23 protein-coding genes and 3 tRNA genes are annotated in these 24,932 nt (G+C 48.5%); 20 read left to right on the forward strand and 6 right to left on the reverse strand.

Annotation, left to right across the window (positions count from 1 at the left end; all coding sequences use genetic code 11):
- The first annotated feature begins 23 nt into the window (after positions 1-23).
- The 4 genes from DEU29_RS09425 to DEU29_RS09440 are packed head-to-tail and all read left to right on the forward strand — an operon-like array spanning position 24 to position 3,257.
- A complete protein-coding gene (locus tag DEU29_RS09425; RefSeq protein WP_133540108.1) occupies positions 24-836 on the forward strand; it encodes a segregation and condensation protein A in 813 nt (270 codons plus the stop codon).
- Positions 817-1,386, forward strand: coding sequence for an SMC-Scp complex subunit ScpB (gene scpB, locus DEU29_RS09430; protein WP_133540126.1), 570 nt, complete (start codon positions 817-819; stop codon positions 1,384-1,386). The genes DEU29_RS09425 and scpB overlap by 20 nt, the downstream gene beginning before the upstream one ends.
- Positions 1,379-2,251: a 23S rRNA pseudouridine(2605) synthase RluB gene (gene rluB, locus DEU29_RS09435; protein WP_133540109.1), complete on the forward strand. Its 873-nt coding sequence runs from the start codon at positions 1,379-1,381 to the stop codon at positions 2,249-2,251. The genes scpB and rluB overlap by 8 nt, the downstream gene beginning before the upstream one ends.
- A gap of 1 nt (position 2,252) precedes the next feature.
- The gene (locus DEU29_RS09440; protein WP_133540110.1) at positions 2,253-3,257 is read left to right on the forward strand and encodes an agmatine deiminase family protein; all 1,005 of its coding nucleotides are present in this window, start codon (positions 2,253-2,255) and stop codon (positions 3,255-3,257) included.
- On the opposite strand, the gene DEU29_RS09445 is transcribed toward DEU29_RS09440, so the two are convergent.
- Both DEU29_RS09445 and DEU29_RS09450 read right to left on the reverse strand, forming a co-directional pair.
- A complete protein-coding gene (locus DEU29_RS09445) occupies positions 3,196-5,064 on the reverse strand; it encodes a tetratricopeptide repeat-containing diguanylate cyclase (protein WP_243734543.1) in 1,869 nt (622 codons plus the stop codon). The two genes, DEU29_RS09440 and DEU29_RS09445, sit on opposite strands and share 62 nt — an antisense overlap.
- Before the next feature lie 60 nt (positions 5,065-5,124).
- Positions 5,125-5,850, reverse strand: a complete 726-nt coding sequence (locus tag DEU29_RS09450; RefSeq protein WP_243734544.1) for an SIMPL domain-containing protein — start codon at positions 5,848-5,850, stop codon at positions 5,125-5,127.
- Positions 5,851-5,900: 50 nt separating this feature from the next.
- Here DEU29_RS09450 and DEU29_RS09455 point away from each other — a divergent pair, with 50 nt between their 5' ends.
- The 9 genes from DEU29_RS09455 (at position 5,901) to DEU29_RS09495 (ending at position 13,257) form a co-directional block, all read left to right on the forward strand.
- Complete coding sequence (locus DEU29_RS09455) at positions 5,901-6,389, forward strand: regulatory protein RecX (protein WP_243734545.1); 489 nt, start codon at positions 5,901-5,903, stop codon at positions 6,387-6,389.
- A gap of 84 nt (positions 6,390-6,473) precedes the next feature.
- Positions 6,474-9,077 carry an alanine--tRNA ligase gene (alaS, locus tag DEU29_RS09460; protein WP_133540111.1) on the forward strand — a complete coding sequence of 868 codons (2,604 nt, stop codon included), beginning with the start codon at positions 6,474-6,476 and terminating at the stop codon, positions 9,075-9,077.
- Positions 9,078-9,196: 119 nt separating this feature from the next.
- Positions 9,197-9,388 carry a carbon storage regulator CsrA gene (gene csrA, locus DEU29_RS09465; RefSeq protein WP_133540112.1) on the forward strand — a complete coding sequence of 64 codons (192 nt, stop codon included), beginning with the start codon at positions 9,197-9,199 and terminating at the stop codon, positions 9,386-9,388.
- A 202-nt stretch (positions 9,389-9,590) separates the two neighbouring features.
- A tRNA-Ser gene (locus DEU29_RS09470) sits at positions 9,591-9,683 on the forward strand.
- A gap of 35 nt (positions 9,684-9,718) precedes the next feature.
- Positions 9,719-9,795: transfer RNA gene (locus DEU29_RS09475), tRNA-Arg, on the forward strand.
- A 20-nt stretch (positions 9,796-9,815) separates the two neighbouring features.
- Positions 9,816-9,892 (forward strand) — tRNA-Arg (locus DEU29_RS09480).
- 125 nt (positions 9,893-10,017) lie between these two features.
- Complete coding sequence (locus DEU29_RS09485) at positions 10,018-10,275, forward strand: oxaloacetate decarboxylase subunit gamma (RefSeq protein WP_133540113.1); 258 nt, start codon at positions 10,018-10,020, stop codon at positions 10,273-10,275.
- A gap of 44 nt (positions 10,276-10,319) precedes the next feature.
- Positions 10,320-12,116 (forward strand): sodium-extruding oxaloacetate decarboxylase subunit alpha, encoded by a 1,797-nt coding sequence (oadA, locus tag DEU29_RS09490; RefSeq protein ID WP_133540114.1) that lies wholly within the window; start codon positions 10,320-10,322, stop codon positions 12,114-12,116.
- A 7-nt stretch (positions 12,117-12,123) separates the two neighbouring features.
- Positions 12,124-13,257, forward strand: a complete 1,134-nt coding sequence (locus DEU29_RS09495; RefSeq protein WP_133540115.1) for a sodium ion-translocating decarboxylase subunit beta — start codon at positions 12,124-12,126, stop codon at positions 13,255-13,257.
- A 36-nt stretch (positions 13,258-13,293) separates the two neighbouring features.
- Here DEU29_RS09495 and DEU29_RS13995 read toward each other — a convergent pair whose 3' ends face one another.
- Both DEU29_RS13995 and DEU29_RS09500 read right to left on the reverse strand, forming a co-directional pair.
- Positions 13,294-13,467 (reverse strand): hypothetical protein, encoded by a 174-nt coding sequence (locus tag DEU29_RS13995; protein WP_166635901.1) that lies wholly within the window; start codon positions 13,465-13,467, stop codon positions 13,294-13,296.
- Positions 13,468-13,480: 13 nt separating this feature from the next.
- On the reverse strand, positions 13,481-16,078 hold the full coding sequence (locus DEU29_RS09500) for a response regulator (RefSeq protein WP_133540130.1): 2,598 nt from the start codon (positions 16,076-16,078) through the stop codon (positions 13,481-13,483).
- Between the two features lie 157 nt (positions 16,079-16,235).
- Between DEU29_RS09500 and gshA the strand changes: the two genes are divergently transcribed.
- Both gshA and DEU29_RS09510 read left to right on the forward strand, forming a co-directional pair.
- Positions 16,236-17,846, forward strand: a complete 1,611-nt coding sequence (gene gshA, locus DEU29_RS09505) for a glutamate--cysteine ligase (RefSeq protein ID WP_133540116.1) — start codon at positions 16,236-16,238, stop codon at positions 17,844-17,846.
- Positions 17,847-17,981: 135 nt separating this feature from the next.
- Positions 17,982-18,617, forward strand: coding sequence for a hypothetical protein (locus DEU29_RS09510; RefSeq protein WP_133540117.1), 636 nt, complete (start codon positions 17,982-17,984; stop codon positions 18,615-18,617).
- A gap of 33 nt (positions 18,618-18,650) precedes the next feature.
- On the opposite strand, the gene DEU29_RS09515 is transcribed toward DEU29_RS09510, so the two are convergent.
- Positions 18,651-19,949 carry an HlyC/CorC family transporter gene (locus DEU29_RS09515; protein WP_133540118.1) on the reverse strand — a complete coding sequence of 433 codons (1,299 nt, stop codon included), beginning with the start codon at positions 19,947-19,949 and terminating at the stop codon, positions 18,651-18,653.
- A gap of 80 nt (positions 19,950-20,029) precedes the next feature.
- Positions 20,030-20,824: a cytochrome C assembly family protein gene (locus DEU29_RS09520; protein WP_133540131.1), complete on the reverse strand. Its 795-nt coding sequence runs from the start codon at positions 20,822-20,824 to the stop codon at positions 20,030-20,032.
- A 191-nt stretch (positions 20,825-21,015) separates the two neighbouring features.
- On the opposite strand from DEU29_RS09520, the gene ffh reads away from it, so the two are divergent.
- The 5 genes from ffh to rplS all read left to right on the forward strand — a co-directional run bounded on the left by ffh (position 21,016) and on the right by rplS (position 24,493).
- The gene (gene ffh, locus DEU29_RS09525; protein ID WP_133540119.1) at positions 21,016-22,380 is read left to right on the forward strand and encodes a signal recognition particle protein; all 1,365 of its coding nucleotides are present in this window, start codon (positions 21,016-21,018) and stop codon (positions 22,378-22,380) included.
- Positions 22,381-22,498: 118 nt separating this feature from the next.
- Complete coding sequence (gene rpsP, locus DEU29_RS09530; protein WP_105306804.1) at positions 22,499-22,747, forward strand: 30S ribosomal protein S16; 249 nt, start codon at positions 22,499-22,501, stop codon at positions 22,745-22,747.
- Between the two features lie 40 nt (positions 22,748-22,787).
- Positions 22,788-23,339 carry a ribosome maturation factor RimM gene (gene rimM, locus DEU29_RS09535; protein ID WP_133540120.1) on the forward strand — a complete coding sequence of 184 codons (552 nt, stop codon included), beginning with the start codon at positions 22,788-22,790 and terminating at the stop codon, positions 23,337-23,339.
- Between the two features lie 10 nt (positions 23,340-23,349).
- On the forward strand, positions 23,350-24,096 hold the full coding sequence (gene trmD / locus DEU29_RS09540; RefSeq protein ID WP_133540121.1) for a tRNA (guanosine(37)-N1)-methyltransferase TrmD: 747 nt from the start codon (positions 23,350-23,352) through the stop codon (positions 24,094-24,096).
- 31 nt (positions 24,097-24,127) lie between these two features.
- Positions 24,128-24,493, forward strand: a complete 366-nt coding sequence (rplS, locus tag DEU29_RS09545; RefSeq protein WP_133540122.1) for a 50S ribosomal protein L19 — start codon at positions 24,128-24,130, stop codon at positions 24,491-24,493.
- Positions 24,494-24,932: the final 439 nt, after the last annotated feature.

Here is a 24,932-nt window from a genome sequence, read left to right on the forward strand (position 1 = left end):
CTTCCTGAGCGCTAAGCGTAGCCATGGCTGAACAACAATCATTGCCGCTGGGTTTTGTTCGTGGTGAGCCGGTCGTTGAAAAACCGGAGGATCTTTATATTCCACCGGATGCTCTGGAAGTTATCCTGGAAACCTTTTCCGGGCCCATGGATCTGTTGCTTTATTTAATTCGTCGGCAAAAACTGGATATTGTCGATATACCGGTACTGACTATTACGCGACAGTACGTCGAATACGTCGAAATGATGAAAGAGCTTAAGCTGGAGTTGGCTGCGGATTATTTGGTTATGGCGGCAATGCTGGCAGAAATTAAAAGTCGTTTGCTATTACCTAAAGCGCCTCAGGAGGATGACGAAGAAGCGGATCCCAGAGCTGAGCTGGTGCGCAGATTACAGGAGTATGAAGCGATTCGCCGTGGCGCAGAATATATTGACGCGCAGCCGCAGACAGGTCGCGACAGCTGGCTGAGCGAAATTCACACCGATGCCCGCGAATATGTGACGACACCACCGCCGGAAGTCACGTTGGAAGACATCACCTTAGCGTTTAGCCGGGTGCTGCAAACAATAAAGTTACAGGCGCACCATCAAATTAAACGTGAGCAGCTTTCTACCCGTGCACGAATGAGTCAAGTTATTGAATTGCTGCAAGAAAAATCATATATCAGCTTTAGCAAATTGTTTACTCGCAGCGAAGGGCGCGCGGGGGCAGTGGTTAGTTTTTTAGCAATTTTGGAACTTGTGAAGGAATCAATGATAGAATTGACGCAGATGGAGCCAATGAGCGACATTCATATTAGGTTAAAACGTCAACATGATGAATTCGACCCAGCTTAAACAATTGCTAGAAGCCGCGTTATTCGCACATCCACAGCCGTTGACGGCTGAGCAGTTGCAGCAGCTGGTGCTCAATGCAGGAGAAACCTCGTTAGCAGCAGTAAAGGCGACCCTGCAGGAATTGCAGCACGATTATCAGGAACGCGGTATCGAGCTGGTGAAAGTTGCATCAGGATATCGTTTTCAAACACGTGCCGACTTAGGCCAGCGTTTAGCCGGACTGTGGCAGGAAAAGCCACCACGGTATTCGCAGGCATTGTTGGAAACATTGGCGTTGATTGTTTACCGGCAGCCGATTACCCGCGGTGAGATTGAACAAATTCGTGGTGTTAGTGTAAGTAGTAGCATCATGAAAACGTTGCAGGAACGTGGCTGGATAAAAGTGGTCGGCGTTAAAGAAGTACCGGGCAGACCGCAACTTTATGCAACCACGGCCGAGTTTTTAGACGATTTTAACCTGCAAACATTAGATGAATTGCCGGCAATTGATGTGCCGGAAGATGAACGTACCGCTGAGACAGCGATTAACGAGAGAGACCTGAATGACTGAAAAGTTACAAAAAGTATTAGCACGCTCCGGCCATGGCTCACGTCGGGAGATTGAGGCCAAAATATCAGCCGGGCGCATACGTGTTAATGGCAAAGTGGCAAGACTTGGCGAGCGTATCGACGCTGATGCGCAGGTTCGTATTGATGGCCATGAAGCACAAATAAAGCCGGAAGAAGCGGTGATTTGCCGTGTACTCATGTATCACAAGCCTGAGGGCGAACTGTGTACGCGTAAGGATCCCGAAGGGCGTCCAACGGTCTATGACCGGTTGCCGAAAATGTCCGGCGCGCGCTGGGTCGCCGTGGGACGCCTTGACGTTAATACCTCAGGTCTGTTGTTGTTTACTACCGACGGCGAACTCGCTAATCGCCTGATGCACCCAAGCCAGCAGGTAGAGCGGGAATATGCCGTGCGCATTTTTGGTGAAGTTGACGAAGCGATGTTGCAACGCTTACTTAAAGGCGTGCAATTAGAAGATGGCCCGGCCAAATTTAATACCATCAAGCAAGCCGGTGGCGAAGGTATCAACCGCTGGTTTCATGTCACCCTGAGCGAAGGGCGTAACCGCGAGGTACGACGCTTATGGGAGTCGCAGGAAGTTCAGGTCAGCCGCTTGATTCGCGTTCGTTACGGCAACATTCCGCTTGAATCAGGCTTACCGCAGGGTGGTTGGGCAGAACTGTCGCTGGAAGATGTTAACTATTTACGCAAGCAAGTGAAGTTGGCGCCTGAAACACGGTCGTTTATTGACCCGCGTAATCAGGAATCGAAGCAGCGTCGGTTTGGCAAAATCCGTAAAGTTACCGCTAAAAGAAAACAGCAGTTAAGACAACAAAAACCGCGCGCCAGTAAGCCTAAAAAGTAACATGCGCTGGTGGTTTAAAGAGTATAGTAGCGAGCAACACCTATTGCTCGCTCTACCTTATCTCAGCGATGTATGGCGCGCGTCCGGCGAGCCGGCGCAAAAAGCCATAAAACAGCTACAGCAACAACTTTCTTCCTCGGTTAATGTTCACTGTCTCGATTATCATAACATCGCCTATAACGATATTTGGCTTCGCGATACCTTACCGTTATGGTTTAAACAGGCCAGCAGTTCTGGCTGGCAGGGGATTTTACCTGCTTTTGATGGATGGGGCGGAATACAGCATCAGATAAAAGCCGATCAAACACTAGCACAGCGTTTATTCGACTATCCAATAAGTGCTGCGTGCTGGTGTGGTGAAGGCGGTATGTTCAGTCATAACGGCGAGTGGTTACTGGTGGGAATGGCGTGTTTAAAGCAACGCAATCCCGGCATGACCGAAGCGTACTTAAAGAACCTTATTAGCAATACTTTTAGCCCGTTAAAACCAATATTTGTTGATACCCGCTTGAGTGCTGACGAAACCGGCGGACATATTGATAACATGGCGCTGTTTATTGATGATGACACGCTGCTTTTCTGTACTACCGATGATCCGAATCATCCTGACTATCAGGCGTGCCGGAAATTAGAGAAAGCACTTGAGCAACTTCCGGATAGTATTAACAAAGTGGCTTTGCCGCTACCCTATCCGCAGTCAGCGACAGTCGCAGAACGTCGTGGTTTGGCTCGCATAACGGGTGCGTTGCAGCGCACCACCGCAGTTAAATTGTTGTGTAGCTACGTTAATGTTGTTGCCATAGGAAACATCATTGTGCTGCCGCACTATCAAATTGATTACGATGCCGTTGCGTTACACTGTTTACAGCAGGCATTGCCGGGTAAAACGATAGTGTCGGCGGCCGCGCGCGAGTTTGTGCTCGGCGGCGGGGGACTGCATTGTATTAGCCATTCTGTGCCGGCGGCAGTGGCGCAATCTGTAATCGCTGACGGCCACGTTCTTTAGCAGCGTACAGCACGTCATCAGCACGCTTATAGAGTCGCTCGAAGGTATCATCGGCAGTCGCTTCGGCAAAGCCCATCGAAAAGGTTACCCGATAATCTCTGGGCAATCCTTTGATTTCAACCTCGTTCATACGATTAAGAATGCGTGAAAAAATCAGTTCGGCATCATTTTCTGACGCATCGAATAACACTAATAACCACTCTTCTCCGCCCATGCGGCCGAAATGGTCCTGCCGTCGCAAACATTCCTGTGTAACATCCGCGAACCGCTTGAGTACGGCATCGCCTACGTCATGCCCAAAGGAATCATTGACCTGTTTAAAGTAATCAAAATCAATAATAGCCAATGCCAGTGCGGCCTTATTCTGACGAACTTGCTCAAGACCCAATTTACAATGGCGAACAACCGCGCGGCGATTCGGTGCTCCGGTTAAATCGTCTTTAAGTGCTAACTCTGCATAGCGGCGTCTGGAGCGCATTTGTTGGTACAAAAAGTAACTGATCAATAGCACAATGGCAGCCCCTGAAAACAACAGCCACAGCATCAGGTAATTGGATGTCTGCTGTTCCTGTAATTGCAGTTGTTGTAGCTGGTTTTCCTTTTGCAGCAACTCATTGGTTGCCTCCTGCTCGCGGATTTCCAGGCGTACCATAATTTCCTGTATTTGCTTGTTTTGCACTTCAGCCTGACGCTCAAGCAAATAATCAACGGACGTCTTGTAGGCCTGCAATGCTAGCTCGGCGTTACCCTGTTGCTGATGATAGTCGGAAATAATTTCATATAGTCGTTGCTTCAGGGTTACGTCTTGCAGCGTGTTAATAAGCGACTGCGTGGTGTCAATAACACCTTTTGCCGATGCTAATCGTGCCTCGGCCAATAAAATCTCTGCTTTCAGTAGCAGCGACTGTGCTTCCATTGGATGAGCTGCGGCATCGCGAAAGTCGGGTAGGGTTTTATCCAGTAAGGTTAGAGCAATATCATTATTGCCTTGCTGATGTTCTATTTCTGCCAGTCGCATTTGGGCGTATGCGACACCCAGGCCGTCATTGATACTGCGACTGGTTTGCAGTGCTTGCTCAAAAAATTCACGTGCTTGCGAAAGTTCTCCTGTCCGGGCATAGGCACGGGCCAGATTGTATTCTGCCACCGAACGATCCCAGGCACCGAGTGAATCCCTTGCTATTTCGTAAGCATCCCGAATGTGTTCTAAGGCGATCCCCGTGGCTCCAACATCCAGATAAATGGCACCAATCAGACTATGAAACTCAAGTTGCAGGCGCGGCAAATCGGAACGCTGTTCGGCTTCTAGTGACTCCAGTATTTCCAGTGCGCGGGCAACGTCACCTGAATCGTGAAAGACCTGCGCCTCAAGTATCTCAGCCTCTATAAATAGGTTGTTATTGCCACTAGCTTTAGCTGCTTCTACGGCGTAGGCGGCACTTGCTGCAGCGCGGTTTAAAATGCTCCGTTGTAAAAAGTACCAGCCCTGGTTAATACGCAATAACGCGGTAGCTACGGGGTCATCAGCAATATTTGCAAAGCGAAGCCCTTCCTCGATAGTAGACTGAACTTGATCCTCATTACCGGAATAGCGCAGCGCTTCGGCGCGCAGGGCGTAGGCCATAGCTAATTTGGAAAAATCACGCTGACTGTCGTAGGTTTCTATCCACTGCTGGCTGGTTTCTAACCATTTGTCGGGGTCACTACTGGCATCAATCCGCCATTGCTGCCACGGCTCAGATGCCAGACCGGGTAGGCTGGAGAGCAAAAAACTTAAAATGATGAGAGCGCGAAATGTCAGCTTCACGATTTACTCATATAACAGGTTATAAAGTGAGTGTATTACAACGATCGCAGCTTGTCCCTATCAGTTTTTACCAGCAACACTAAAAACCACGCTTAAACGCGCTTCGATCTCTTGCGCTCCAGGTAGTGACGGGGATTTAGAGCGACTATCCATAGCTGCCATTTCGAACATTACCGGACGCGCCATAGATTGCTCCTGGACGCTCATCACGGATACGATCTCGAGTCCTGCTGTAGTGGCGATAAACTCGGCCTTGCTACGGGCATTTTCGAAGGCCTTTTGTAATGCTTGTTGATACAGCTGTTGCTGGTCTGATACTTCAAAACGCACCTGGCCGACGCGGGTCACACCCTGTGCAATGGCTAAATCGATAATTTGATCGTATAGCGCTAAACTGGGCAGCGTAACATCGATATTTCGGCTTACTATAAAGCCACTTTGTTCGCGCTTGCCATCGTTATCCGTCTCGTATTGGGGATAAATACTGAGCTGGAATGACTGAATATTATCGCGCGGAATATCGCGATCGAGTAAATCATCGATTAAGCGCGTGGTATATTGGTCAACCTGGGTTTTTAATGCGCTAAGTTTGTTACCGCGCTGTTCGATAGCGAAGCTTATCGAGGCTTGGTCAGGTACCGCACTTACGCTGGCTGCCCCGGTAACGCTGATACCTGATTGCTGGCCACGATCAAAAGTTTGGCCGTACGCAGTAAACGACATAAGCAATGCTAAACCGACCGTTAGCAACAGGGTAGGTTTCCAAAATGGATCGGAGTGTTTCATTATTATGCTTTACCTAAGGTCTGCCGAATTTGCCAAATTGGAGTCACTACATGGATAAAAGTTCCACAATGGGCGAAAAAAGCGAACAAGAACAACGACAAACACTAAAAGATAGTGCGTTTAGATTACTGGCTCGGCGCGAACACAGCCAATTTGAGTTGCGCCAAAAATTGGCGCAAAAAGGCTGGCCTAAAAGCTGGATTGTGGAACTGGTTAATTGGCTGGCCGAAGAGGGTTGGCAAAGCGATGAACGGTTTGCGCAAAGCTTTGTTCGAGACAAACTCATGCAGCGTCAGGGGCGCTTGAAAATTATTGCGCAGGCAACCCAACAACGCGGGCTTGATAGAGAATTGTTGGAGCAGGTACTGGCTCAACACGAAGTAGACTGGCGTTCGCAGTGTCGTGAGGTGCATGCCCGTAAATTCGGCGAACAACCGCCCGAAGATAAAAAACAATGGGCTAAACGGGTTCGCTATTTACAGCAACGGGGTTTTAACAGCGATGAAATTTTTGCCGTATTAGGCGAGCTCGAGCGCTAGGCGTAGGATTCTGTTCATGCTAATCTTACGCGTATATTTTGATTGAAATTCGCCCGTGGCGGCAAACGTTCTATAGGATCTTAAATGAGCATGAATAGCGCCCAAATTCGAGAGAAGTTTCTGCAGTTTTTTGCTGACCGAGGACACGAGCGCGTCCCCTCAGCGTCTATGATTCCGGGCAATGACCCTACGTTATTATTCACTAATGCCGGTATGGTTCCATTTAAGGACGTTTTTCTGGGGACCGATAAGCGCCGCTACACGCGTGCCACCTCAGCACAGCGTTGCCTGCGTGCCGGCGGCAAGCACAACGATCTGGAAAATGTCGGCTACACCGCGCGTCACCATACATTCTTTGAAATGCTGGGTAACTTTAGTTTCGGTGATTACTTTAAACGCCAGGCTATTCAGTACGCATGGGAATTTTTGACCGAAGAGCTCGGATTACCTGCTGAGAAACTCTGGGTTACGGTATTTACCGAGGATGACGAAGCCTACGATATTTGGGCAAAAGAAATTGGCGTGCCGGAAGATCGCATCTCGCGAATTGGCGAGAAAGATAACTTCTGGTCGATGGGCGATACTGGTCCTTGTGGCCCATGCTCTGAAGTCTTTTATGATCACGGCCCTGAGGTTTGGGGCGGCCCACCGGGAACACCGGAAGAAGACGGAGATCGCTTTATCGAGATCTGGAACCTGGTATTTATGCAATATAACCGTCAAGCGGACGGTACCATGGAGCCGCTGCCTGATCCCTCAATCGATACCGGCATGGGCCTGGAGCGCATTGCCGCTATTTTGCAAGGCGTGCACAGCAATTACGAAACCGATACCTTCCAGGCGCTGATAAAAGCGGCAGCAAAAGCGGTAGGCACGGACGATCTGCAAAGCAAATCGCTACGCGTTATTGCTGACCATATACGCTCTTGTTCATTTTTAATAGTGGATGGCGTGATGCCTTCAAACGAAGGCCGGGGTTACGTGTTGCGTCGGATTATCCGCCGGGCAGTGCGCCATGGTCACTTACTGGGTGCTAAGCAAGCGTTCTTTTACCAGTTAGTCGATGAACTGATTAACCAAATGGGCGATGCCTACCCTGAACTGAAGCAAAAACAGCAAGTTATCCAAGAGGCACTGCAACGCGAAGAACAGCAGTTTGCTAAAACCCTGGAACGTGGGCTGGTGATTTTAAACGAAGAAATAGCCAAGTTAAGCGACGGTGTTATTCCCGGCTCAGTAGTTTTTAAACTGTATGATACTTACGGTTTCCCGATGGACTTAACCGCTGACATCGCGCGCGAGCAAGAATTAACCATTGATGAAGCCGGTTTTGATGAGGCGATGGCGGAGCAACGTCAACGCGCTCAGCAAAGTTCGCAATTCGGTGTTGATTACAACAGCCAGCTTAAATCATCGCAGCAAAGCGAATTCCTCGGCTATAGCGAAGACCAGGGTCAGTCAAACGTGGTCGAGCTGTTCAAGGATGGTAAGCAGGTTGAGCAATTAGCTGCGGGCGACAATGGCATTGTGGTACTGACGGCGACGCCGTTTTATGCTGAAAGCGGTGGGCAAGTCGGCGATACCGGGCGGCTGCTGCTGGCTGACGGAGAGTTTGAGGTTAACGATACCCAGTATGTCGGTAAAGCCATCGCACATCACGGTACCGCAAAAGCTGCTATAAAGGTTAATCAAACAGTCACTGCCATTGTTGACGCTGAGCGTCGCGATAATATTCGTCGCAACCACTCGGCTACCCATTTGTTACATGCTGAGCTGCGCAATTTATTGGGCGAGCACGTAAACCAGAAAGGTTCTTTGGTTGAAGCCGAGCGTATGCGTTTTGACTTTTCTCACTTTGAACCGGTGAGTGCGAATCAATTGGCGCAATTAGAGCGTGAAGTTAACGCGCAAATCCGCGCTAATGTTGACCTGAAAACGCAACTAATGAACATCGAAGAAGCCAAAAAGGCTGGTGCGATGGCGTTATTTGGCGAAAAATATGACGATGATGTTCGGGTTGTCAGTATGGGCGATTTTTCGATGGAACTTTGTGGTGGTACACATGTTCGTGCCACGGGTGATATCGGTTTGTTCCGTATTATTAACGAAACGGGTATCGCATCGGGCGTGCGCCGCATTGAAGTTTTGACCGGCGCGGCAGCGATTAATTACACGCAACAGCAGCAGAAAATGCTGGATCAGTTAGCGGCTGAGTTTAAGACGGACCGTGATTCAGTCGGTGAAAAAGTTGCTCAGTTACAACACAAGAATAAAGAACTTGAACGCGACAAAGAGCAGCTACAACAAAAGCTTGCACAGCAGGCAGGCGGCGGTCTTGTTAACCAGGCTACCGATATCGCCGGTATCAAAGTCATTGTTGCAGCACTCGAGGACACTGATGCTAAGGCGTTGCGTGGATTAGTTGATGATCTTAAGAACCAATTATCATCAGGTATCGTATTACTTGGAACAGCACAGGCTAATAAAGTTAGCCTGATTGCTGGTGTAACCAAAGATTTGACGGCAAAGGTTAAGGCCGGTGAACTTGTGAACCAAGCCGCAAACGTTGTCGGAGGTAAAGGTGGTGGACGTCCGGATATGGCTCAGGCCGGCGGCTCGCAACCTGAACATCTAAGTGAAGCCTTGGCGACCGCAACAACTTGGTTGGAGCAAACACTCAAAAATTAACGTACATTTATATGTTTCGTTATAGTGTAATTGTTGCGGATGTTGTTAGACTGCCAATCAATAACTTAGGGAAACGTTCTAATTCGCGGTGAAGCGGAACAGTATTGAAGGAGCAAGTTATGTTGATTTTGACACGCCGGGTAGGCGAAACACTGATGATTGGCGACGATGTATCCGTAACGGTGCTCGGCGTAAAAGGTAATCAAGTGCGCATAGGCGTTAATGCACCGAAAGAAGTTTCCGTGCATCGCGAAGAAATTTACATGCGCATTCAGTCAGAAAAAGATGACGAACAGTCTAACGAAGAGTAACGATTAGCATATAGGCCAGTAGTAAGTTACTGGCCTATTGTTTAAAGTTGCTAAAAGCCAGCTAGTGCTGGCTTTTGTGTTTTTACAGGGTTTTGCCTGAAATCTAGTCGAGATGGTTAAATATCCCACACTTGAACGCTAGATACTAAAAAAGCAATTGACATTATAGCCAACATCGCTAGAATGCTCGCCACAACGTTACGGAGAGGTGGCCGAGTGGCTGAAGGCGCTCCCCTGCTAAGGGAGTATAGGGTTTGTAGCCCTATCGAGGGTTCGAATCCCTCCCTCTCCGCCACGTAACGTTTTACTGTTATAGTAAGTTTGAAATGCGCGCTCGTAGCTCAGCTGGATAGAGTACCTGGCTACGAACCAGGCGGTCGAAGGTTCGAATCCTTCCGAGCGCGCCACTTTCAACACTGCCTACTGCGCGCTCGTAGCTCAGCTGGATAGAGTACCTGGCTACGAACCAGGCGGTCGAAGGTTCGAATCCTTCCGAGCGCGCCATTTCTTTGATTTTCCTTTATTTTATTTCTTTATAGTCACTATATTCCCCTTTATCTACTTGCTAAGCCTGCTACCATAGTCTTTAATCTTTTTATAACATTTAGGCTTTATCTGCAGGAGTTGTCGTGACTGACTTATTTAGTAATGCCGCAGAAATTATGTTGGTCGGTATGGGCGCTGTGTTGGCGTTTTTGCTGCTATTGATCGCTGCTATGATGCTAATGGCAAAGGTGATCCCACACCCCGAGCCAACGACATCCCGCCAGAGCGCCACAGCGCAAGGATCCACAACGACAGGCGATAACGTATCACCTAAAGTCGTTGCAGCGATCAGTGCTGCGGTGCATCGTTATCGTTCGACTAACCAAAATCATAAAAAATAACGGTAGCGAGCCAGTCCGAACAAAAACTACAAGGAGAATTTTCCATGAGTAACCCGCTTAAACTGACGGAGCTTGTGTTTCGTGATGCACACCAGTCTTTGCTAGCAACGCGTTTTCGTTTAGATGACATGCTACCGATGGCTGAAAAACTCGATAAAATTGGCTATTGGTCAATGGAATCCTGGGGCGGCGCAACCTTTGACTCTTGTATCCGTTATTTGGGTGAAGACCCATGGGAACGTATCCGCGAAATTAAAAAAGCGATGCCGAATACGCCACAGCAAATGCTACTGCGTGGACAAAACTTGTTGGGTTACCGTCATTATGCCGATGACGTGGTCAAACGTTTTGTAGAGCGGGCTAAGGAAAATGGCGTCGATGTGTTCCGTATTTTTGACGCGATGAATGACGTGCGCAATTTAGAAACCGCAATTAAAGCGGCGAAAGACGTTGATGGGCATGCGCAGGGCACCATGTCTTATACGGTAAGCCCGGTTCACACGCTGGAAAAATGGGTTGAGATGGCACAGCAGCTTGAAGATCTTGGCTGCGATTCATTGTGTATCAAAGACATGGCAGGCTTGTTGCGTCCTAACGATGCATTTGAACTAGTCTCTGCATTAAAGAAAAATACTGACTTACCTATTGCTATGCAGTGCCACGCCACCACGGGTCTAAGCGTTGCGACTTACCAAAAGTCGATCGATGCCGGCATTGATATGCTGGATACGGCTATCTCGTCAATGAGTATGACCTATGGTCATTCACCGACAGAAACCCTGGTAGCGATGACGGAGAACACCGAGCGCGATACCGGACTGGACCTGGTTGCTTTGGAAGAAATAGCCAGTTACTTCCGTGATGTGCGTAAGAAGTATGCCCAGTTCGAAGGTTCACTCAAAGGGGTTGATGCGCGTATCTTGTTAGCTCAAGTTCCGGGTGGCATGTTAACCAACATGGAAAACCAGTTAAAAGAGCAGGGTGCAATTGATAAGTTTGACCAGGTTTTAGAAGAGATACCAAAAGTACGTGAAGATCTTGGTTATATTCCACTGGTGACGCCGACCTCCCAAATCGTTGGCACGCAAGCGGTATTAAATGTCCTAAGCGGAGAGCGGTACGCCAATATTTCTAAAGAAACGGCTGCGGTGTTAAAAGGCGAATATGGTGCGACCGCAGCGCCGGTCAACGAAGAATTACAAAAACGCGTATTGGATGGTGCCGAGGCCATCACTCAACGCCCTGCCGACCTGCTTGATAACGAGCTCGATGAGTTAACTGATGAGCTCAAGCAAAAAGCTAAGGACGAGGATATTCGCCTGGCTGACGACGTTGTTGATGATGTTTTGACCTATGCATTGTTCCCACAAATCGGTCTGAAGTTTCTTAAAAATCGTGATAACCCGGATGCCTTTGAACCTGCGCCAACCGAAGCAAAAGAACAGCAGGCCGAGGATCAAGCCCAGACAACTAATGCCTCTGCAGCTGGCCCGGAACAATACGATATTGATGTCGACGGTCAGCGCTTCCGCGTGACGGTTGGTCCGGCAGGCGAACTTAACGATGTACAGCCGGCTCCGTCTAACCAAAGTGACGGCCAACAAGCTTCCGGCTCAGCAGCTGCGGGCGGTAATACGATTAAAGCCCCATTGGCCGGCAATATCTTTAAAGTCGTGGCAAAAGAGGGTCAATCAGTTAAAGCCGGTGACGTCGTCATTGTTATGGAAGCCATGAAGATGGAAACCGATATTAAAGCTGAGTCTGACGGCACCGTCACCTCTTTACAGGTTAAAGAGGGTGACGCTGTGTCTGTGGGTGATGAACTGGTAACGCTGGGTTAAATAAATTATGGATAAATTACTGACCTTGTGGCAGACCACTGGTATTTCTGCCATGACGCCGGGCCAGGCCGGCATGATCGTGGTAGGGGGTATTCTGTTGTACCTTGCCATTGCTAAAAAGTTTGAGCCTTTGTTACTGCTGCCTATCGGCTTTGGCGCGATTCTGGCCAATATTCCGTTGGGCGGCTTTAACGACCCGGGTGGCGTGCTTTATTACGTTTACACTGTGGGTATCGATACCGGTATGTTTCCGCTGCTTATTTTTATGGGGGTGGGGGCATTAACCGATTTTGGACCGTTACTTGCTAACCCGAAAATGATGTTGTTAGGTGGCGCGGCTCAGTTCGGTATTTTTGCGACCTTGTTTGGTGCAATAGCGCTGAACGTGATCCCGGGTATTGAGTTCTCCATGGCGGATGCCGCGGCGATTTCCATTATCGGCGGTGCAGATGGTCCGACGGCGATATTCCTTGCTTCGCGACTGGCACCTGATTTACTTGGTGCAATAGCGGTGGCCGCATATTCATATATGGCATTGGTGCCGATTATTCAGCCACCCATAATGAAGTTGCTAACCAATAAAGCCGAGCGACAAATAAAAATGGAGCAATTGCGTCCGGTAGGCCGGCGCGAGAAGATATTTTTCCCGTTGGCGGTGGTGTTGCTTACCTTATTGCTGTTGCCAAGTGCCACGCCGTTAGTAGGCATGTTTTGCCTGGGTAACCTGATGCGCGAATCGGGCGTGGTCGAACGATTGACCAAAACCACGCAGAACGACCTAATCAATATTGTCACCATATTTCTGGGGCTGGCTGTGGGTTCAAAACTTCAGGCCGAGCAATTCCTTAGCTTTACTACCTTAGGTATTCTGGTGTTAGGGGCTATTGCGTTTGCGATTGGTACCGCCAGTGGTATTTTAATGGCTAAGCTGATGGGTAAATTCAGTAGCAGCCCAATTAACCCGTTAATTGGGGCCGCTGGTGTGTCTGCCGTACCGATGGCGGCACGAGTGGTTAACAAAGTAGGGCTGGATGCGAACCAAAGCAACTTCCTGCTAATGCATGCTATGGGTCCTAATGTTGCCGGCGTACTGGGTTCGGCGGTTGCGGCCGGTGTATTGTTAGCCTTGGTTGGTCCTTAGCCTCTAATAACTCTACCTAGCTGGCTAACCGGTTTGCTACCGACCGGTTAGCCACATCATTAGCGTATAAAACACCGCGATAACCGTACTGAAAATCGCAATATAGCCAAAGCCTTTAAGCCCTTGTTTTAGGGTCCAGCCATTAAGTTGCAAGTAAACAATCCAGGCCAGACTTAAAACCAGCGGAATTAAGAAAATAAATCGAATCATGGTAGCGCCTTTGTCACTGATGATGTTGAATTGCGTCTAAATCACTTGCCGCCTGATTTGCATGTTGCAGGCGTTTTTCCAGCACCGTGATTTGATCGGCAACTTTGTCGATATTGCCTTCTGCCATAAACTTTTCCAGTTCGCCGGCTTTGGCCTGTAATGACTCCAGCCCCAGGTTACCGGCAGCACCTTTCAGTGAATGAAAATACCGTCGCGCACTGTCATGCTGACCGCGGGTAATAAAGTCAGACACTTTCATAGCTGAATTTTGATATTGCTCATGCAGCTGTGCAACTAACTTTAGATACAGCTCGACGTTGTTGCCAAGACGCGCTAATGCCGCATCAAAATCGATACCCTTAGTTTGTGGATAACGGACTTTTGTCTGTGTTGCAGTGTCTGCAACCGGATAATCCGCGGCATCATCCGCAGGTTCAGCGGAATAATCACCGGGTACACACCACTTAACGATCGCTTTTAATAACTGATCTTCGTTAATCGGTTTAGCAATATGCCCCTGCATTCCGGCTGCTAACGAGCGTTCCTCATCGCCGCTCATAGCATTCGCTGTCATAGCCAGAATTGGTAGTTGTTGGTAATTGTATTGTGCGCGGATAGCGGCTGCCGCTGTAAGGCCATCCATTACCGGCATCTGAATGTCCATCAACACGATAGCATAACGTTTACGTGCGATAGCATCGAGTGCGGCCTGGCCATGCTCGGCAATATCTACGTTGAATTGATGCGAGGTAAGCAGCTCGCGCGCTACTTGTTGATTAATTTCGTTATCTTCCACCACCAACACAGGTGCGTGTCGAATACTATCAGGTACTCGCACATGGGCTTCGCCAACAGCACGTGGTTGCTCGGCAGAAGGGTAGAGTGTGGCACTTAAGCTTCTACCCAGTGTTGCCGCGGTGTAGGGCTTAGACAGTATATCGGCAACGCCCGCTTGTCGTGCTTTATCGTTTAACTCTTCTACGTAATAGCCCGTCGCCAGCACCAGCTTGGGACGTTGCTCACCACTGTACTGTTGTTGTATTTTTTGACAGAAAGCGAGGCCGTCCATACCCGGTAAGCGCCAGTCGACTAAAATTAAGTCAAACGGTTCTTGTTCGTCTACGGATTCTTGATACAGCGTCAGTGCTTGCTCGGCAGTGCGGCACACGCGCACGTCAACCCGGTAACTGCGGAGCATTTCCTGCAACATTTCACGCGTGCTCAGGTTATCGTCGATGGCAAGAACTCGCACGCCTTCAAGTTTTTGCATGAGGTATTGATGATGAGAGGTATCTTGCTCGTCTTGTAGCGGTAAGGTTAACTCAATATAAAAAGTAGAGCCCTGACCCACACCACTGGTGACGCCAATATCTCCCCCCATCAACGTAATTAGGCGTCTGGAAATAGCCAGGCCTAAGCCGGTGCCGCCATACTTACGAGTTGTTGATGTATCAGCCTGGGTAAAAGCCTGAAATAAGTTGGCGCGCTGTTCTTCATCCATACCAATACCGGTGTCGCTAACCGAGATACGCAACCAAACCTGTTGCTGCGATTTTTCTAATAGGGTTACGGCAACATTAATCTCACCGTCCTCGGTAAACTTAATCGCATTGCTCACCAAGTTAACTAACACCTGATTCAATCGCAGCGGATCGCCCAGTAGTCGGGTCGGAATATTAGCCGGTAGATTAATAATAAATTCTAAGTCTTTGTCATAAGCTTTGTACGCAAACATATCCGCCAGCGATGTTAAAACATCTTGTAAGTCAAAAGGAATACGTTCAATTGATAGCTTACCTGCGTCAATTTTAGAAAAGTCGAGAATATCGTTGATAACGCCTAACAGCGCCTGTGACGACGAGTCAATCACCCTAATGTAGCGTTTTTGTTTTTGGTTCAGCTCAGTTTTAAGACACAGGTTAGCCATGCCGACAATGGCGTTGATCGGCGTGCGAATTTCGTGACTCATGTTAGCCAAAAACTCGCCCTTAGCCTGGTTTGCCTGTTCTGCAGTTTCTTTTGCCCGCTCCATTTGCTCAGCAACTGACTTTATACTGCTGATATCGTAATAACTGCCGAGAATACCGATGACATGCCCGTCTTCGTCATACAAGGGCACACTGGAGTGTTCGACCCAGCGTTTACCGCTACTGAGTTCCAGTTCGATTTCCTCGTTACAGGATGGGTGTTGATTGGCTAATGTTTGTTGATCGCGGTCAAACAGAATACGGCTTTTCGCCAGTAAGGTAATCTGATCGTCACTTTTGCCACTCAGTTCATCGTCATCGATATCAATGTCGCGACAAAAGGCATGATTACCGCCCAGTAAATTAAGCTCACTGTCACGCCAGTAAACACGGGTCGGCAGATCATTAAATACTTGTTCGAACAGCTTCAGCGAGTTAGATGACAAAAATGGTTGCTGCAATGGTGACGTTAGCGAAGTGCGGTGGGTCCATATCCAAACGCCGCAGGCTACCAATAAACTTAGTATTACCGTAACCAGTAGCACCGTGCCGTTCCATGGCGGAGGCAATATTGCGTAAAGAATCAAACTTATTGATTGCAACGCAATAATGGTGATCTGCAAAAATGTCCAAATTGAAGTCATCAACAATTACATCCCTAAAAATTAGGTGATTAGTGTGCCACGCGACCATAAAAACGCCAAGCGGTTAAACCAGTTGGCGGCTGCGATCGTAGACGTTACATCAAATTACCAGTAAGCTTGGCACACGCCAGTTTTTAAAGGTTCATGGAGTCGTATTTTGCAAAAGTCATTAGCTGATTGCGTCAGGGAGTTAAACGAGGCCCAGCAGGGGGCAGCTTGGTCTGGCATTCACCGGGGTATTGAGCGCGAGGCGCTGCGGATAAAAGCTGATGGCACATTAGCCACCAGTGATCACCCGGCGAGCCTGGGTAAAACGCTTACCCATCCGACGATTACCACGGACTATTCCGAGAATTTACTGGAATTTATTACTCCTGTTGCGAGCGGCATTAAAGCCACGCTAGCGCAGCTTCGCGATATACACCGGGTCACGTACCACGCTATCGGCGACGAATTATTGTGGCCTTTGAGTATGCCTTGCTATCTTGGCTCTGATAAGGATATCCGTATTGCCAAGTATGGCGATTCACATTCAGGCCGCATGAAAAGCTTGTATCGCCAGGGTTTGACACATCGTTATGGCGCGACTATGCAGGTGATTTCGGGTGTTCATTTTAACTTTTCTGTGTCAGAAGCGATGTGGGGCCAGCTAGCCGAACAAAACCAGTGTCAGGATGATGCGGCATTTCGATCGGCAAAGTATTTTGACCTGATCCGTAACTTTAAACGTGTTGCCTGGGTTATCCCTTATCTATTTGGAGCCTCGCCGGCATTCTGTCAGTCGTTTTTTCGACAAACGGGCACCGAGCAAAAAGATACTGACTGGAACTTTCAGCGCCTGGGTAAAGGAACGGCTTATTTACCGTATGCTACGTCGCTGCGCATGAGTGACCTGGGCTACACCAACAAAGAGCAAGCAAGCCTGGGCATTACCTATAATTCGCTGCACGAATATGTTGCGGGTCTGCGCAAAGCCATCACGACACCGTCGCAGCAGTTTGCGAAGATTGGTGTGAAGGTTGACGGCGAGTATAACCAGCTCAATGCCAATATCTTACAAATTGAAAATGAATTTTATTCTCCGGTGCGACCGAAACGCACCGCTCAAAAAGGCGAAACGCCAAGCCAGGCATTAGAGCGGGGCGGAGTGGAGTATATTGAAATTCGCGCACTGGACGTCAATCCATTTAGCGGTATTGGTATTACAGAACAGCAGATCCAGTTCCTTGATACGTTATTGATGTATTGTTTGCTGAGTGACAGTCCGACCATGAGCTGGGACGAACAGCAACAATATGACAAGAACTTTACCAAAGTGGTAATGGAAGGGCGTAACCCAAGCCTGGAGCTATGGCAAAACGGACAGCAGCGACTAATGGCTGACTGGCTGGAAGAGTTATTTGCGGACTTAAATCTGATTGCTAAATCATTGGATCAACACGCTGATAATCGTGGTGGTTACCGGCAAGCTATCGCTGACCTTTACCAATGTGTGCTTAACCCGGAGCTAACGCTATCAGGTCAAGTTATGAGCACCCTGAAAGAGAATAATTGGGACTTTAGCCAGCTGGGAATGGATTTAGCGCACCGCTACCGCGACGAGTTTACGCGTTCTGAACTGGAGTTTTATCAGGACAAAGACTTTGCTGACTGGAAGCAACAATCTGAGCAAGCATTTGCAGAGCGTAAAGAACAGGATAATGTCGTTGATTTTGACCACTTCTTAAGTGATTATTTTACTGCAGCGGCAAAATCCGGGGCTCCATAACAGCTTATCGATAGTTTGCTACAGACAATAAAAAAGCGCGGCCAATACTGACCGCGCCAAAACATAATATTCAGGGGATGAACACAACATCGCTGCTCACTATGTCTGAGTCGGTTGTGCAACGAAAGTTCAATAATGAAGAAAAAAAATTTAAAAAAATTAAAACATCCTTTTTTAATCGGCGTCAGTGCGTTGATACTGGCAGGTTGTGCGTCGGCGCCACCGGCATCCCCTGAGAATATTTGTCATATATTTGAAGAAAAAGAAGACTGGTATCACGCAGCAGCTGACGTTCGCGATAAGTGGGGAGTTCCCATTCACGTGCCGATGGCTATGATGTACCAGGAGAGCTCGTTTAAGCACGATGCCATTCCCCCTCGTGACTATCTGTTAGGTTTTATTCCCTGGGGACGGGTCAGCAGTGCCTATGGCTACTCTCAAGCTAAAACCATGACCTGGGAAGACTACCAACGCGAGACAGGTAACGGTTGGGCCAGCCGCAGTGATTTTGAAGATGCAATTGATTTTATGGGCTGGTTCATTTCCAAAACCTATAAGATCAATGGTGTTTCGAAGTGGGATGCCTACGCACAATACCTTAATTATCACGAAGGCTGGGGCGGCTATCAGCGCAAAACCTACTTGCAGAAGCCTTGGCTGGTTCGCACTTCAAAGACCGTTAAACAACGTTCATTGCGTTACGCTGCACAGTTAAAAACCTGCGAAGAAGAGTTACAGCATGGTTGGTTTTACAACCTATTTTTCGGCTAATATGCTGTTTGATTAGCTAACGTAATAAAAGCGTTAACTTTCTACTGAACTGTTGTTGGAACGGTAAAATCCGGGTATCACGCGGACCTGTTTTATCATGGTATCGCCCACCTCAATCAACTCTACCGGGTAGCCCCCTAATCGCAAACTCATCCGTGCCTGTGGAATATCGCCAAATTGCTCGATGATTAAGCCGCTCAGGGTTTTAGGGCCGTCAGTAGGAAAATGCCAATCCATCTCTTTATTCAATTCACGTAGGTTGGCACTGCCTTCAACTAGATAGCTGCCATCGGGTTGTGCGGTAACCGTTTCGCTGGGTGGTGGTGCCATTGAGGTGGTAAAGTCACCAACGATCTCTTCCAGAATATCTTCCAGTGTAACCAGACCCTGAATGTCGCCATATTCGTCGACCACCAGGCCAATGCGTTCTTTGCGTCGCTGGAATTTAAGTAGTTGCACGTTAAGCGGCGTGCCTTCCGGTATAAAGTAAATGTCGCGAGCCGCCCGAACCAGCAATGCTTTATCAATTTCAAAGCGGTTTTTACTCATCAACCGCATCACGTCGCGAGCATGTAAAAAACCTATCGCATCATCAATATCATTACGATACAGAACCACACGGGTGTGTTGCGCCTGTTCAATTTGTTTAGTAATACGGCTGATATCATCATTTATATCGATACCAATGACCTCGTTACGCGGGATCATGACATCCTCTACGGTAACTTTTTCCAGGTCCAGAATACTGGTTAACATTTCCTGGTGAGAGGTGGGTATCAGGCTACCTGCTTCGTTAACGACGGTACGCAATTCGTCGGAGCTCAGCGCATCACCAACATGAGCTCGCTTCGGATCAATGCCTAACAGTCGCATAAAGGCATTAGTAATAAAGTTTACCGAGGTGACAACCGGGTAGAGCAGGGTTAACAGAGGCCGCAATATAAAAGAGCTCGGGAAGGCGACTCGTTCAGGATGTAGCGCGGCGATGGTTTTAGGCGTTACCTCTGCGAAAATCAGTACGATTAGGGTAAGTACAAAGGGGGCCAGCAATAACCCAAGATCGCCCAGCCAGCGCATAAACAAAATGGTCGCGATAGACGATGCTGCGATGTTGACCAGATTGTTACCAATAAGTATAAGGCCAATTAAGCGATCCGGACGATCAAGCAAGTACTGCACCCGCGTAGCCGCTTTGTGCTGATTCTGCACCAGATGCCGCAAACGATACCGGTTGATTGACATCATGCCGGTTTCAGAGCCAGAGAAGTATGCTGATAATGCAATGAGAATGACTAAACTAACGAGTAACGTACTCGTCGAGATATCGTCCAAGATGTAAATCCTATCGTTCTAGTGTTGTTACAGAAACAGACAATGTAAAGTGCTGACCTGTGCTGTCAAGTGGTGCCCGGTTAACTAAGCAAAATATCTTTGACAAAACGACTGCCAAAATAGCCTAAGGTTAATAAAATACCGCCAACCAATGTTAACACAACCATAAGGCGACCACGCGCACCGCTGACCCGGTGGATAACGTTGGCCACGACATAGACCGCCGCCGCGGCAATGCTCAGTATCGTTTTGTGGGCAACATCCTGCGCGAACATATCATTTAAAAACGCAAACCCTGAGGCAAGTGCAAGCAGTAACAGTAAGGTACCGCTGAACAGCAAGCGGAAAAAGTACCTTTCCAGCGTCATTAATGGCGGTAGTTTACTAAAGATTACCGGGTTCTTGCGTTGCTTAAGGATCTTGCTGACATAAGCACTTTGAATAGCATATAGGGTTGCCAGCGCAAGGATGCCATAGGCGACTAACGACAATACAATATGTAGCAACAGGCCCACATCCATACTCAGGTAGGTGCCCCAACGAGCCGGGGCAAAGGCCAGCAGGATACAGCTGAGTGCAGCAAACAAATAAACCACGGGTTTTAGCATCATCGCGCCGGCATGTTGACCCCGTAATAATGCGAATAATGCGATTAGCCATGCGACGCTGGCCAGGCTTGAGGCGATATTAATGTGATAGAAGTTATCCGCAGAAAATTCATTAAAAATGAGTGCCGCATGACTAACAATGGCAATGACTGCAGGGATTAACTGGAACGCCGGATTTAACAGCCGGTTTTGCAGTATGTTTTGCAGTACCACAACAGCACTGGCAACATACCCCAAAATAGCTAGCAGCAGTAATATCGTGAGCATCACGGGCTCGCAATCCTCAATTGAAACGATGAATGACAGCGAGTATACGATCATGATCGTGTAAACCCAAGTATCAGAGGGCGAAAGTTGCTTGCAAATCAGATATAATGACCCCATGAATTATAACGTGCTGCTGCTTCGATTTAGCAATTTATCCGCTAAAGAAGAAAACAACGGAAGAGATCGCCCTTATGTTTGAGAATTTAAGCGAACGACTGTCACACTCGCTACGCAATATCGGCGGCCGCGGTCGGCTAACCGATGACAATATAAAAGATACGCTGCGTGAAGTGCGTATGGCGCTGCTGGAAGCCGACGTTGCATTACCAGTGGTAAAAGAGTTTATCGCTAAGGTAAAAGAGCGTGCTGTTGGCACCGAGGTTAATAAAAGCCTTACGCCGGGTCAGGTATTTGTCAAAATAGTTCAAAGCGAACTTGAAGCGGCGATGGGTGAAGCCAATGTGCCGCTTAATCTCAATACCCAGCCCCCTGCTGTTATGTTAATGGCGGGTCTGCAGGGTGCCGGTAAAACCACCAGTGTTGGTAAGTTAGCGAAGTTCCTGAAAGAGCGCGAAAAGAAAAAGGTGATGGTCGTCAGTGCCGACGTTTACCGTCCGGCAGCGATTAAACAGCTGGAGACCCTGGCTGAACAAACGGGGGTTGAGTTCTTTCCGTCAACTACTGATCAAAAACCGGAAGACATCGCCAAAGCTGCTATCGCTCAAGCGAAAAAGCAGTTTATTGACGTGGTGCTGGTTGATACCGCGGGTCGCTTAAGTATTGACGAAGACATGATGCAGGAAATCCAACAACTGCATGCAAGCATTAACCCCATCGAAACCTTGTTTGTGGTTGATTCGATGACAGGTCAGGACGCGGCCAACACTGCCAAAGCCTTTAACGATGCGCTGCCCTTAACCGGGGTTATCCTGACCAAAACCGATGGTGATGCGCGCGGTGGTGCGGCGCTGTCGATTCGTCATATAACCGGCAAGCCAATCAAGTTTTTGGGGGTTGGTGAAAAAAACGATGCATTAGAACCCTTCCATCCTGATCGCGTAGCATCGCGCATCCTGGGTATGGGCGACGTACTCTCGCTGGTCGAAGAGGTCGAGCGTAAAGTTGACCGCGAAAAAGCCGAGAAAGTTGCCAAGAAGGTGATGAAAAAAGGTCAGTTCTCGCTGGAGGACTTCCGTGATCAATTAGCCCAGATGCGCGACATGGGCGGCATGATGGGGTTAATGGATAAATTACCCGGCATGGGCAAAATGACGGATCAAATTAAAGGTCAAATGGATGATAAAGTGACGCTGCGCATGGAAGCCATTATTAATTCCATGACCAAACAGGAACGTAACCATCCGGATGTCATTAAAGGCTCTCGCAAACGCCGCATTGCAGCAGGCTCCGGCACCCAGGTGCAGGACGTCAATAAGTTGCTGAAGCAATTTCAGCAGATGCAAAAAATGATGAAAAAAATGAAAGGCGGTGGCATGCAGAAAATGATGCGTGGCATGGGCGGAAAACTACCACCAGGAATGTTTCCGGGACGCTAATAAACTTGCATTTGAAGAAAAAATCAGTAGAATTGCGGAGCCTTCCGACCGTGTCGGAGGGCTTTGCTGTTTTTAACAGAAACGTTTTACATTTACACAATTGAAATCGAGGAACGCAATGGTAACCATTCGTTTACAACGCAGCGGCGCTAAAAAACGCCCCTTCTACCAAATGGTAGTTGCTGACAGTCGCAATGCCCGCGACGGTCGCTTTATCGAAAATGTTGGCTTCTTTAACCCCGTAGCTCGTGGTCAGGAAGAAAAACTTCGCATCGACTTAGACCGTGTAGAACACTGGGTAGGTCAAGGCGCATCTTTATCAGATCGCGTAGCGAAATTAGTAAAAGATGCTCGCGCTGCGGCGTAAGCATAACGACTTAATTAAGTCACAGGGTTATCGGTAACATATGACAGCAAGTAACTCACAATCAGCCCCTGTTGTAATCGGCCAAATTGGTGCAGTTTATGGCGTTAAGGGATGGTTGAAAATTCAGTCATACACCGGCGACCCGGAAGATATTTTTAGTTATAGCCCCTGGACGTTGCAGTCAGCTGCGACCCGCCAGCAAAGCGAACAAGCCGTGACTATCGCCGAATGGCGTCGTCATAACAAAGGCTTAATTGCGCGTATCGACGGTGTTAATGACCGCGATCAGGCCAGTCGCTTTACTGGAATGGAAATCAGCATAACTGCTGATGAGTTGCCAGCGTTAGCCGAAGATGAGTTTTACTGGCGTGACCTTATTGGCATGCGAGTGAAAAACAAACAAGGCTACGATATGGGTGTGGTAGAACAGATGATGCCAACACCGGCCAATGATGTGCTGGTTGTTCGTGCTAACTCGAATGACGCGTTTGGAAAGTCTGAACGACTGATTCCGTTTATCCAGAGCGAGTATATTCTCGATGTGGATAGCGACAATCAGCTAATTCAGGTGGACTGGCCCGCAGACTTTTAACGGCCTTGCCATGCAGGTAGGCGTTATCAGTTTGTTCCCTGAAATGTTTGCGGCAATCACCGAACATGGTGTGACCCGACGCGCAATTCAGGACGAACTGTTAAGTATTCGAGTATGGAACCCGCGTGATTTCACGCATGACAAACATCGCACGGTAGACGACAGACCGTATGGTGGGGGACCGGGCATGTTGATGATGGTGCAACCGTTAGTGGATGCCATCACAGCAGCAAAAGCTGAACTAGGTGTTGATACACCGGTTATTTATCTGTCACCTCAAGGGCAAAAACTGGATCATCACGGGGTAACGCAGTTAGCCCAAAATGATCGAATGATTTTAATAGCCGGTCGTTACGAAGGTATCGACGAGCGAGTCATTCAGCAATATGTCGATGCTGAATGGTCAATCGGGGATTATGTGCTAAGCGGTGGAGAACTACCGGCAATGGTCGTTATCGATGCAGTAGCACGCCTAGTTCCCGGAGTATTGGGTCACCAGGACTCAGCAGCAGAAGATTCTTTTGCTGATGGTTTACTGGACTGTCCGCATTACACTCGCCCCGAGGTATACAACGATCAGCAGGTTCCCTCAGTGTTACTGAGTGGTGACCACGAGAAAATACGTCGTTGGCGTTTGCAACAATCACTGGGTAAAACCTGGTTGCAGCGTCGGGATTTAATTAATCGCCTAGCTCTGACTGACGAGCAGGAGCGCTTGTTAAGCGAATTTATCGCCGCACAAGACTCTGAAGATTAACGTACAGTTTACCTAGGAAAGGAGAAATACCATGGCAAAAGTTAGCCAAAATATCATTAAGGCTCTTGAAGAAGAGCAAATGAAAAAAGATTTACCGGCATTCGCTCCGGGCGATACGGTTAGTGTAAATGTAAAAGTTAAAGAAGGTAACCGTGAGCGTCTTCAGGCATTTGAAGGTGTGGTTATCCGTGTTCGTAACCGTGGTCTGCACTCTGCATTCACGGTACGTAAAGTATCAAGCGGCGAAGGCGTAGAACGTACGTTCCAAACGCACAGCCCATTGATCGACAGCATCAACGTGAAGCGTCGCGGTGCAGTACGTCGCGCCAAGCTTTACTATCTACGCGAGCGTTCAGGCAAATCTGCACGTATCCGCGAAAAGCTCGGCAACAAATAAGTCGCCTCGCTTTCGAAAAACCCGGCTCCGGCCGGGTTTTTTTGTTTCAAAATACCGGCGACAAGGAAAACGAACGGCTTTATTAGGCTTCAGTGCCTTGCCGTCAAAGGGACGCTGCAAGTACATCCCTGTACGCTTGTTTCCGGCCATCCATGGCCTCCAACACCCTTTGACGGCAAGGCACTAAATCCTAATGCCGTCCGTTTTCCTTGTCGCCGGTATTAGTTGTTAAATAGCTTGGGTTCAGCTCGAGTGTGGGGGGGTGGGGAGCGCGGAAAGTGATTGAACAGCTCCTTATTCAAGGGTGTCTGGCGCCAGGGATGGCGCCAGACAAGCCCTACAGGGACGTACTTGCGGGCGTCCCTTGAATAAGGAGTGTCAATCACCAGCGCTACCCACCCCCCCCCCCCCCCCACCCCCCCCACCCCCCCCCCCCCCC

This window comes from Idiomarina aquatica (assembly GCF_004362895.1).
Classification (GTDB): Bacteria; Pseudomonadota; Gammaproteobacteria; order Enterobacterales; family Alteromonadaceae; genus Idiomarina.